Source organism: Xanthomonas nasturtii (assembly GCF_001660815.1).
Classification (GTDB): domain Bacteria; phylum Pseudomonadota; class Gammaproteobacteria; order Xanthomonadales; family Xanthomonadaceae; genus Xanthomonas; species Xanthomonas nasturtii.
On record NZ_LYMI01000007.1, the window covers coordinates 91,852 to 101,995 of the forward strand.

At 65.5% G+C, this 10,144-nt stretch carries 10 protein-coding genes; 5 read left to right on the forward strand and 5 right to left on the reverse strand.

Annotation, left to right across the window (positions count from 1 at the left end; translation table 11 throughout):
- The first annotated feature begins 36 nt into the window (after positions 1-36).
- Together A7D16_RS03735 and A7D16_RS03740 are read left to right on the forward strand one after the other, a co-directional pair.
- Positions 37-1,392 carry an SLC13 family permease gene (locus tag A7D16_RS03735; RefSeq protein WP_064629959.1) on the forward strand — a complete coding sequence of 452 codons (1,356 nt, stop codon included), beginning with the start codon at positions 37-39 and terminating at the stop codon, positions 1,390-1,392.
- Between the two features lie 79 nt (positions 1,393-1,471).
- Positions 1,472-2,191: a GntR family transcriptional regulator gene (locus A7D16_RS03740; protein ID WP_064629961.1), complete on the forward strand. Its 720-nt coding sequence runs from the start codon at positions 1,472-1,474 to the stop codon at positions 2,189-2,191.
- A 146-nt stretch (positions 2,192-2,337) separates the two neighbouring features.
- On the opposite strand, the gene A7D16_RS03745 is transcribed toward A7D16_RS03740, so the two are convergent.
- The 4 genes from A7D16_RS03745 to A7D16_RS03760 all read right to left on the reverse strand — a co-directional run bounded on the left by A7D16_RS03745 (position 2,338) and on the right by A7D16_RS03760 (position 6,015).
- The gene (locus A7D16_RS03745) at positions 2,338-2,970 is read right to left on the reverse strand and encodes an HAD hydrolase-like protein (RefSeq protein WP_064629963.1); all 633 of its coding nucleotides are present in this window, start codon (positions 2,968-2,970) and stop codon (positions 2,338-2,340) included.
- 92 nt (positions 2,971-3,062) lie between these two features.
- A complete protein-coding gene (locus A7D16_RS03750; protein WP_064629965.1) occupies positions 3,063-3,482 on the reverse strand; it encodes an STAS domain-containing protein in 420 nt (139 codons plus the stop codon).
- Positions 3,479-3,910 (reverse strand): ATP-binding protein, encoded by a 432-nt coding sequence (locus A7D16_RS03755; RefSeq protein ID WP_064629967.1) that lies wholly within the window; start codon positions 3,908-3,910, stop codon positions 3,479-3,481. Before A7D16_RS03755 ends, A7D16_RS03750 begins: the two co-directional genes overlap by 4 nt.
- Positions 3,907-6,015 (reverse strand): SpoIIE family protein phosphatase, encoded by a 2,109-nt coding sequence (locus A7D16_RS03760; RefSeq protein ID WP_064629970.1) that lies wholly within the window; start codon positions 6,013-6,015, stop codon positions 3,907-3,909. Before A7D16_RS03760 ends, A7D16_RS03755 begins: the two co-directional genes overlap by 4 nt.
- Positions 6,016-6,152: 137 nt before the next feature.
- On the opposite strand from A7D16_RS03760, the gene A7D16_RS03765 reads away from it, so the two are divergent.
- The 3 genes from A7D16_RS03765 to A7D16_RS03775 all read left to right on the forward strand — a co-directional run bounded on the left by A7D16_RS03765 (position 6,153) and on the right by A7D16_RS03775 (position 9,501).
- Positions 6,153-6,752: a hypothetical protein gene (locus A7D16_RS03765; protein WP_064629989.1), complete on the forward strand. Its 600-nt coding sequence runs from the start codon at positions 6,153-6,155 to the stop codon at positions 6,750-6,752.
- Complete coding sequence (locus A7D16_RS03770) at positions 6,749-8,074, forward strand: XVIPCD domain-containing protein (RefSeq protein WP_064629972.1); 1,326 nt, start codon at positions 6,749-6,751, stop codon at positions 8,072-8,074. The genes A7D16_RS03765 and A7D16_RS03770 overlap by 4 nt, the downstream gene beginning before the upstream one ends.
- A gap of 425 nt (positions 8,075-8,499) precedes the next feature.
- Positions 8,500-9,501, forward strand: coding sequence for an arabinogalactan endo-1,4-beta-galactosidase (locus A7D16_RS03775; RefSeq protein ID WP_064629974.1), 1,002 nt, complete (start codon positions 8,500-8,502; stop codon positions 9,499-9,501).
- A gap of 437 nt (positions 9,502-9,938) precedes the next feature.
- Here A7D16_RS03775 and A7D16_RS03780 read toward each other — a convergent pair.
- On the reverse strand, positions 9,939-10,144 hold a 206-nt coding region (locus A7D16_RS03780), incomplete at its 5' end, for a transposase (protein WP_153043120.1).

A 10,144-nucleotide genomic window follows, 5' to 3' on the forward strand; every position in this document is an offset into this window, starting at 1 on the left:
CCGTGCTGTACGCGTATCAGGTGTCTGGGAGGGCGCATGACCCCGCAAATTGCAACGATTCTTGGCTTGGTGATCATGTTCATCGTTGCCACCGCATTGCCCATCAACATGGGTGCGGTGGCCTTCGCGCTGGCGTTCATCGTTGGCGGCGTGTGGGTGGGGCTGGATGGCAAGGAGGTGCTGGCCGGCTTTCCCGGCGACCTGTTCCTCACCCTGGTCGGCATTACCTATCTGTTCGCCATCGCGCAGAAAAACGGCACCATCGATCTGCTGGTGCACTGGGCGGTACGCGCGGTCCGCGGGCGCATCGTCGCCATCCCGTGGGTGATGTTCGTGATCACCGGTCTGCTCACTGCTTTCGGTGCGCTGGGGCCGGCGGCGGTGGCCATCATCGGCCCGGTGGCGTTGCGCTTTGCCAAGCAGTACCGCATCAACCCGTTGATGATGGGCTTGCTGGTGATTCACGGCGCGCAGGGTGGCGGGTTTTCGCCGATCAGCGTGTATGGCGGCATCACCAACAAGGTGGTCGAAAAAGCCGGGCTGGACGTCACCGAAACGGCGGTATTCCTCACCAGCCTGGGCTTCAACCTGATGATGGCGATCATCTGCTTCTGCGCCTTCGGCGGGCTCAAGCTGATGCGCCGGCAAGAGGTCTCGCTGGCCGATGCGCAATACGTGCCGGTCAGCGGCGATCAGGCCTCGCAGCGGCGCTTTGCCATCGAGGGCCATGGCGCGCTGGTGGCGGCCGGCGGCGGCACCTTGTCCACCGACCCGCTGGCGCTGGAGGCGGTCTCCATCACCCGTGACCGCGTCATCACCCTGGTCGGCCTGCTCGGCCTGGGCGTTGCGGCATTGGTCTACAACCTCAACGTCGGGCTGGTGTCGATTACCGTCGCCGTGGCGCTGGCATTGATCTCGCCCAATGCACAAAAGGGCGCGGTGGATGGCATCAGCTGGTCCACGGTGCTGCTGATCAGCGGCGTGGTCACCTATGTCGCGGTGCTGGAAAAGGCCGGTGCGGTGGACTACATCGGCACCGGCGTGTCGCACATCGGCATGCCGCTGCTGGGCGCCTTGCTGGTGTGCTATGTGGGCGGCATCGTGTCCGCGTTCGCGTCGTCTGCGGCGGTGCTGGGCGCCACCATCCCGCTGGCAGTGCCGTTCCTGATGCAGGGCCAGTTGGGCGCCGCCGGGGTGATCTGCGCGCTCGCCGTGTCGTCCACCATCGTCGATGTCAGCCCGTTTTCCACCAATGGCGCGCTGGTGGTGGCCTCGGCTGCGAAGGAGGAGCGCGACGGCCTGTTCCGCCGCTTCCTGGTCTACAGCGGGCTGGTGGTGCTGTTGGGGCCGCTGGCGGCGTGGCTGCTGTTCGTGGTGCCGGGCTGGCTGTGAGGGTGGCGGCGTCGGGCAGTGGCACGGGGCGCCCCGCTAGAATGGGCGCCCCAGACCCGATGCCGACGACCTGCCTGCCATGACCCTCGCCCCTGATTCGCGCCTGTCCAAAAAGCGCGTACCGCTGTACGAGGAAGTGGCCGAGCGCCTGCGTCAGAAGATCTACGACTACGCGCTGCCGCCAGGCGAATGGATCGACGAACCGGCCCTGGCCGAGGAGCTCGGCATCAGCCGCACCCCGCTGCGCGAGAGCCTCAAATTGCTCGCCGCCGAAGGCCTGGTGCAGCTGGATGCCGGCCGCGGCAGCCGGGTCACGCGGCTGACGCTGGAAGACCTCAATCAGCTATTCCCGGTGATGGCGATGCTGGAAGGCCGCTGCGCGCACGATGCGGTCAAGCGCCTGGATGCGGCCGGCGTACAGCGGCTGGAAGACCTGCATGCGGCGATGGAAGCCGCCTCGGCGGCAGGCGATCTGGCCGAGTACTACCGCAACAATTATCTGATCCACGAAACCGTGCAGCAGTACGCCGGCAATCCGTGGTTGATCCGGGTCACCCACGATCTGCACCGCATCTTGAAGATGCACCGTGGCCGGCAGTTGCTGACCCCCGGGCGCATGGCGCAATCGCTGGCAGAACATCGCGAACTGATGGACTGCGTGCGGCGCGGCGACGCCGAAGGCGCCGAGCGCACCATGCACGGGCATCTGCTGAGCCAGGGCCAGGCCTTGGCGGCGTACGTGGCCGCGGGCGGCATGTTGAACGTGCCGGCACCGTTGCCACGGGTGGGTGGGGTGTAGGCGCTGCCGCGTCGCCGCAGCGCTACGCTGCGCAGCTTTCCCTTCTCCCATCGGGAGAAGGTGCCCGAAGGGCGGATGAGGGTACGCCGGCACGTAGCAGTTGAAAGTCCTCGCCCCAGCGAAGCCCCAATCCGCAATCCCAACCGTCAGAAAAGCTCCTCCGGCTTCAACGCAAGCAACCCATCCACATGCTCGATCAACTGCGTCCCGGCCAACCCCGCGAACACCTCCGGATGCGCATAGCCCCACGCCACCGCAGCAAACGGCAGGCCCACTGCTTGCGCAGCTTCCCAGTCGGCCACCTGATCGCCCACATACACCGCCTGCGCGGCGCTACAGCCGGTTGCGCGCAAGACCCGGCGCAAGGCGCGCTGCTTGCCCAGCAGGTGCGAGCCGCCTTCGATCACCGCGAACTTCGCGCTCAACGCAGCGCCCAAGGCGCGCTGCACATTCTCCACCGAGTTGGACGACACCACCGCCAGGCGCGTGCCACCTGCGTGTAATTCGGTCACCGCCGTGGCAATGCCGTCAAACAGGGCCACCGGCGGCGCTGCGCGCATCAGCCGGATGAAGTCTGCCGCCACCAGCGGCACGCGCCAGGCGGGCAATCCCGATTGCTTGAGCAGCTCGCGCGTGGTCAAGCGACGGGCATCGTCCACCTCGTGCGCCTGCGCCGCACGAAAGCCGTGCCGTTCGGCCAGCAGCTGCTGCGTACTCAGGAAAAAACCGAACGAATCGGCCAGCGTGCCGTCGAAATCGAAAATGATCAGTGCGGGCATGGCAACGCGCAGGGCAGGGCGTCATAGCCTAACCAGGATTGCGCCCGCGCCCACGCACACACGTCCCCACATGTGCGCGCAGGCGATGCGGCTTACGCTTCGGCGAAGTGCGACACGATCGGCGCATCGCTCTGCGCGCTCTGTTCGATGACCTTGCGCTGCATCGCAGCCAGGTAGGCATCCAGCTCTTCGGTGGAAGCGAATACATCGCTCAGCGGCACCGCCTTGACCATGTCGAAGACCTTGCGGATCTGCGGCTGCGGGTTGCTCACCAACACCTTGCCCTGGCGCGTGGCCAGCGCCTTGCGCGCCTTGAAGATGCAGCGGATGCCGGCGCTGGAAATGTATTCCAGTGCGCTCAGGTCCAGCACCAGCGTGGTGATGCGGGTGCCCAGCAATGGCGACAGCGCCGCGTCCAGGTCCTGGTAGGTATGGGTGTCCAGCCGCCCGGTCAGGATGACGCGTTGACGGGTGTCTTGCGGCGGGTCGATCTGGATGGCGAGCGTGGTCATGACAAGGCCTCGGGGACAGGGGCGTACGGGTGAAGCAGGGTGACGCGCACCACGTTATATGCACCATCGCGGCGGTAGTCGATGTGATCGGCGAACTGATGCACCAAAAACAACCCCAGCCCGCCAATGGCGCGGTCGTCGAGCGCGCCGGTCACGTCGGGCATGGGCGCATCGCAGGGGTCGAAGGCGCTGCCGGGGTCGTGCATTTCCAGCACCAGCGCCTGGGTGTCCAGGTGCAGCTGCAGGCGCAGCGGCTGCGCGGTGCATCGGCCGTGGGTGAGCGCGTTGCAGCCGAGCTCTTCCACGATCAGCCGCACCTGGCCGATCCGTTCGGCGTGCAGGCCCTCGCGCGTGAGCGAATGTTCCAGCGCGTCGTTGGCGCCGGCCAGCTGGGCCAGCGAGGGCGCGATGGCCAGATCGAGCTTCATGCAGTCGTTGCCTTTCCGGGCGCGTCCCGGCCAGCGTTTGCGACCCGCCCAGCATGCTCCTGGCGCAGCCGGATCGCCAGCAGCGTGATGTCGTCGTACGGGTCGGCCGTACCGGTAAAGCGGGCGATATTGGCGATCACCGCCTTGCACTGCGCCGCCGCACTGCGGCGCGGGTGCAGCGCGGCCAGCAAGCGCTCCAGCCCGTAGCTGGCACCGCGCTCGTCCATCGCCTCGGTCACGCCATCGGTGTAGCCCAGCAGGGTCTGCCCGGCGCTCATGCGGCCCTGCAGCACAGGGTAGGACACCTGCGGCTCGATCCCCAGCGGCGCACCGGTTTCCAGCGGCAACGGGTGCGCCTTGCCGTCGATATCGATCAACAGCGGCGGCTCGTGCCCGGCGCTGGCCAGCCAGTAGTCGCCGCTCACCACGTTGATCAGGCCGCACAGCACGGTGGCGAACATGCAGGTCTCGTTGTTTTCGGCCAACCGGGTGGACGCGGCAATCAGGATGGCGTCCGGGCGCGTGTAGCGGCGCGCCGCGATTTCCAGCACGCTCACCGCGCGCGCCATGAACAGGGCGGCCGGCACGCCCTTGTCGGAAACATCGCCCACCACGAACCACAGCAGCCCCGGTTCGGTCTCGATGAAGTGATAGAAATCCCCGCCCACCGCCTTGGCCGGCTCCAGCCATGCGCAGGTTTCCAGATGCGAACTGGCGCGGTCGAAGGTGCGCCCGGAAGGCAGCATCGCCTGCTGGATCTCGCGCGCAATCTGCAACTCGCTGTGCATGCGTTCGCGTGCGGCGGTCATCTCGCCAATCTCGGCGATGTGGTGGCGGATCGCATCGCGTGCGCTGTCGAAGGCGCGTGCCATCACGCCCACTTCGTCGTCGCGTTCGATGTGCTGCAACGGGTATTCGAATTCGCCGCGACGAAAATGCTCGGCGGTATCGGTCAGCTCTTCGATCGGCCGCGTCAACTTGCGCGTGATCCGCCGCATCAACCACCACCACACCACCGCGCCCAGCAGCGCCGCCAGCGCCACCCACGCCGCCAGCCAGTTCAAACCGGCCAGCACATAGCCTTCCGAGGCCGACAATACGAAGGTCCAGCCGCTGCGTCCCACTGCCGCGCTATGGGTCAGGAAGCGCTCGCCATCGGGCGCGGTGTGCGCAAACGAAATCGGCTGGCCGGCCGCCACCGCGCGCTGCAACGGGCGCAGGTCCGGGCGTGACCGGGCCACATAGGCATCCAGCGAATGGTGCAGATTGAGCGCCGGGTCGGGGCTGAAGACCAGCATGCCCTCCGGCGACAACAGCATCGGCTGGATGCCGATATCGCGCGGCAATTCGTCGATGATGGCGCGCAGGTGCTGCAGCGGCAGCTCCACGCTGACCATGCCCACCGGCGCTGCATCGGGCGCATCGCCGGGCCGGCGCATGGGCAGGTTGTAACTGGTGTACAGGCCACCGCCATTGGCATCCAGGTAGGGCTCGGACCACCACGCGCGGCCCTCGCGCTGGGTGCGCAGATACCAGGGCATCGCGTGATAGTCGTAGCCCAGTTCCAAGGCAGATTTTTCCACCACGCGCGTGCCGTTGCGATGCACGTACCAGACAAATCCGCTGTCGCCGGCCTTCTGCGTGCGCGGCTCGATGATCAGGCGCGCCGCACCGATATCCGGGTCGCCGGTCAGCGTGGCCAGTAGCAAGGCGCGCAGATTGAACGGCTGTAGCCCCACGCCGCCGCTGCTGGCCGCCAAGGTGCGCCCGCTCACCTGCACCGAATCCAGCATCGCCGCCAGGCTGAGCGCGGTCTGCTCGGTCAAGCCATCCACCTCGGTGCGCGCGGCCTCCACCAACTCGGCGCGTGCGCCCACGTAGAACACCGTTCCCAGCGCCGCCAGCAACATCACCAGCACCGCGGTGGCCGCCAGCAGCACGCGCATGCGCAGGCTGTTGCGCCAGTGCACGCGCGCGGCGACCGGCGTCTGTTGCGGCAGTGAGTGCGGATGGCTGGTCGTGGCACGCTCTCCCCAGCGGCGGCTGCGTTCGATGATGGCAGCTTTGCTGCCATGCACAACCCTGCGCAGCGGCCTCATCCTCACGTGGTCTCGATTGACCGCCCGAACGCAGGCGGACTAGATTGGCTGCCCCACTGCCACGGAGGCCGGCCTTGCGCCAGATTCTGACCCCAAGCCTGCTGGCCCTACTGCTTACGGCCTGTAACGCCCCGGAGACCAGCATGACCCAGACCCTTTCCCCCGCCACCGAGGCCACCGCAGAAGCCGACGTCGAGGCCGGCGGCCGCGGCCTTGCCAAGTTGAATCCGAGCCCGCGCAAGGCGTACGCGCTGACGCTTACCTTGGATAAGGCGCCGGGTCCGTTCGCGGCAGTGAATGGGTATGCACAGTACGACGTCAGCAACGACAGCGAATGCGGCCAGATTCATCCTCAAACAGGCGTCGGACAGCGCATCACGAGCAGCGAGCCGGTTGCGCTTAAAAAATTCTCCGAGCAGCAATATCAAGGAGTCATCTACCTTGATCTGATGCTCGATGAAGATTATTACGGGCGTGGGGTCTGTCATTGGGCGATGACGGGTGCGCGGGTTTCCCTGAAGGCCAGCGGGAAAAAAGAGGAAACCGCATTTCTGCCGTTCATTGAGGCCAAGGATGTCGTTGCGGGTAAACCGGTCACGCTGTATTTCTGGAAGGGCGGTTACCCCAAGGAAGATATCGCAGACTACGCCGATAACGGTTTGCCATCCGCTTCGGAATTCAAGCCGGAGCTGCGCGACCAATTGTTCTCCGTCACCCTTGTCGCCAAAGAGGTCTCGCCGTGAAGCCGACCTCGCAGCAATACGCCATTCTTTCTAACGAGGGCTACGTCGATCACAAGGTCGGTAAGCGTGGGCCTGGTGACCGTGAGCGAGTGGATGTTGGCGGCGAGAGCTATGAAATTCTGGAGCACGTCAACAATCCAAAGACGGGCTATCAGGGAACGATCTATCAACGCGTCAGCGGTGGAGATATCGTCGTCGCTCACCGGGGCACCGAGGAAATTCTGCGTGACGCGGTGCAGGCAGATGGCTCCATGGTGTTGCAGCGTATCAACCCACAGGCCGATGATGCGATCGCTCTGACAAAAAGTGCGCTTGGCTATGCGGCCAAGCAGGAACAGCGCACCGGGCACGCACCCGAGGTCACTGTGACCGGCCACTCGCTAGGCGGAGCGCTTGCGCAGGTCAGCGCACACCACTTCGATTTGAAAGGTGAAACCTTCAACGCCTATGGCGCAGCGAGCCTGGCGTATCGCATTCCAGAAGGTGGCCACAGCGTGGTCAATCATGTGATGGCTGCCGATCCGGTGAGTGCAGCATCTCCGCATTACGGGGACGTGCGCGTCTATGCCAGACCTAACGAGATCGCAACGCTGAGTGCAATGGGCTACAGCAACAGCAGAGTGAATTTTCTGATTCCCGATTCACCTGTGGCTTCTGCGGTGAATTCGTTGGGGTCGCACACCATCAAAAACTTCCTGGATGAGCGGTCTCCGCTCAATGACCCGCAGGCGCGGCAACTCGCAGATCAAAATAAGAGAATGATCGACGAGTATCGATCTGATCTGGACGAGATCCGTGCCGGCATCACCTTGGTGAGTCGGGGGCCGAAGGGCCTCGGCCAGGACGCCATCGACGCCATCCGTGGCCCGCTCGCGCCGGGCGAGCCGGCCAAGCGCGACGCGCGCGAGCATGGCAACGACCACACCTCGCTGCGTATCGATCAGCCGGGGCACGTAGGCAATGCCTTGTTCCAGGACGCCCAGCGCGGCGTGCATGCGCAGGATGCCCGCGCTGGCCGCACGCCGGATCAGCAGAGCGCGCAACTATCCGGCTCGCTCGCCTCGGAAATGCACGCCGCCGGTGGTCAACGCATCGACGCGGTGATGATGAGCCCGGACGCTGCACGGACCTTCGCGGTGCAGGGGCGCGTGGACGACCCGGCGCAACTGCGCGTCAGCGTGGAGACGGTGACCGCCATGAACACGCCGCTGGAGCAGAGCAGCCAACGTGTTGCCGAAAACGCCGCACGTCAGTCGGTGGCATTGGAGCAGCAACAGTCGCAGAGCCAGCAACAGCAGCAAGGGGCGCGCGCCATGGGCTGAGGGATGAGTTGTGTTGTGCTGCCGCGGCGGATGCGCGCGCGGTTGTGCATCACCCCGCGCGCGGTGCGTCACGGCGCCGAGCCTGCACACCACCACCATCGCGTGTTCCACCGAAACGCCGGGCTTGCCCGGCGTTTTCGCGTTCAATCGCGCAACAACGCGCACGGGTGCTGCTGCACCCGCACAACAACGCGCCTGCACAACGCGGGCGGACTCAATGTTTTCCTGCCTCAAGATATGCCGCAACACCCCTGCACCTATAGCGGCCTCAACCGCCCTGTACTGCCGTGTTTGAATCTCACCCGCTGCGCAGCGGCACACGGTGAGGCAGCAACGCGTGCGTGCACCGTGGCCGCATGCACACCGCAACGCAGGATCACGCAAGGTGCCACCCGGCGCGACATCCATCGATCAAGGAGCGTTTCATGACTATTTTTCGCATCCACTACCACCGCGTGCTGCTCGTGCTGGCGCTGTGCCTATGCAGCGCCGGCGTCAGCGCGCAGGGCATCGCCAAGGGCGCCGATGTCAGCTGGCTCAACCAACAGGCCGCGAACAATCCGCCGCAGGTATTTCGCGATGCGGCCGGCAACACCACCGACTTCATCAAGCTGTTCAAGGACGTGGGCGGCAACGCGATTCGCCTGCGCGTGTGGGTGAACCCGTCGGGTGGCTGGAACGACGGCCGCGACACCCTGGACAAGGCCAAGCGCGCCGCCGCCCAAGGCATGCGCATCATGATCGACTTCCATTACAGCGACAGCTGGGCCGACCCCGGCAAACAGAACAAACCAGCCGCCTGGGCCGGGCATAACGTGGCCCAGCTCAATACCGACGTCTACAACCACACCCAGGGCATTCTCAAATATCTCAAGGACAACGGCATCACCGTCACCTGGGTGCAGGTGGGCAACGAGATCAACAGCGGCATGTTGTGGAACGACGGCAAGACGCCCAACTTCGCCAACCTCGGCCAGTTCATCAACAGCGGCTACAACGCCACCAAGGCGGTGTATCCCAACGCCAAGGTCATCGTGCATCTGGCCAACGGCTACGACAACGCCAACTTCCGCTGGTTCTTCGACAACCTGCGCTCGGCCGGCGGCAAGTGGGACGTCATCGGCATGTCGCATTACCCACCGGTCGGCAGCTGGCAGGACTACAACAACCGCCTGGACACCAACATGCGCGACATGATCTCCCGCTACGGCAGCGACGTGGTGGTGGCCGAGGTCGGCATGGATTGGCAACAAGCGGCCACCACCCGCGCCATGCTCACCAACCTGCTCAGCCGCAGCAACGCCATTGGCTCGCGCGTGCTCGGCGTGTTCTATTGGGAACCCAACGCCCACCCCGGCTGGCAGGGCTACACCATGGGCGCAGTCAACAACAACGGCCAATTGACCGAAGCGCTGCAGGCGTTCTGATTGGTGTCCCTAATGCCCCTCTCCCGCCTTTGGGGTGAGGGTACGGGGGCGAAGCCCTCTTGCATTCAAAACGCACGAGGCTTCGCCCGTACCCTCATCCGCCCCTTTGGGGCACCTTCTCCCGGCGGGAGAAGGGAAGCACGCACTGCACCCCACAGTCAGCGGCGAAAAGCCCCTCTCCCGCCGGGGCGAGCAGGCACGGCTTGCGCGCCACCGGCGCGCGTGCCTTGGAGCGCCCGCGCCGTAAGCGCGGGCCGGGGCGCGGAGCGGGGGTTGGGGTGAGGGTGCGGGGGCGAAGCCTTCGGGTGACTCCAGCTGCACGAGGCTTCGCACGTACCCCCATCCGCCCCTGCGGGGCACCTTCTCCCAGCGGGAGAAGGGAAGCTCTCGAAGCTGGTATCGAAGCCCCTCTCCCGCCGGGAGAGCAACTGTCTTGATCAACTGGCGGCGCTAGCCGCCAGTTGATCTCGCATCTTGGCGTTGAGGATGACCAATAATTTGCGCATCGCCGCCACCAGGGCGACCTTGCCCGCTTTGCCCTGCGTGCGTAGCCGCTGGTAAAACTCGCGCAGGGCCGGGTTGAAGCGCACCGCCACCAGCGCCGCCATGTACAGCACTTGCCGCACGCAGGCGCGTCCTCCCC

Bases quoted from the DNA above. Each gene is read 5' to 3' on its own strand.
- A7D16_RS03755 (WP_064629967.1), bottom strand. From the start codon at position 3,910: ATGAAGCTCGATCTGGCCATCGCGCCCTCGCTGGCCCAGCTGGCCGGC.
- A7D16_RS03740 (WP_064629961.1), top strand. From the start codon at position 1,472: ATGACCCTCGCCCCTGATTCGCGCCTGTCCAAAAAGCGCGTACCGCTG.
- A7D16_RS03745 (WP_064629963.1), bottom strand. From the start codon at position 2,970: ATGCCCGCACTGATCATTTTCGATTTCGACGGCACGCTGGCCGATTCG.
- A7D16_RS03775 (WP_064629974.1), top strand. From the start codon at position 8,500: ATGACTATTTTTCGCATCCACTACCACCGCGTGCTGCTCGTGCTGGCG.
- A7D16_RS03765 (WP_064629989.1), top strand. From the start codon at position 6,153: ATGACCCAGACCCTTTCCCCCGCCACCGAGGCCACCGCAGAAGCCGAC.
- A7D16_RS03750 (WP_064629965.1), bottom strand. From the start codon at position 3,482: ATGACCACGCTCGCCATCCAGATCGACCCGCCGCAAGACACCCGTCAA.
- A7D16_RS03735 (WP_064629959.1), top strand. From the start codon at position 37: ATGACCCCGCAAATTGCAACGATTCTTGGCTTGGTGATCATGTTCATC.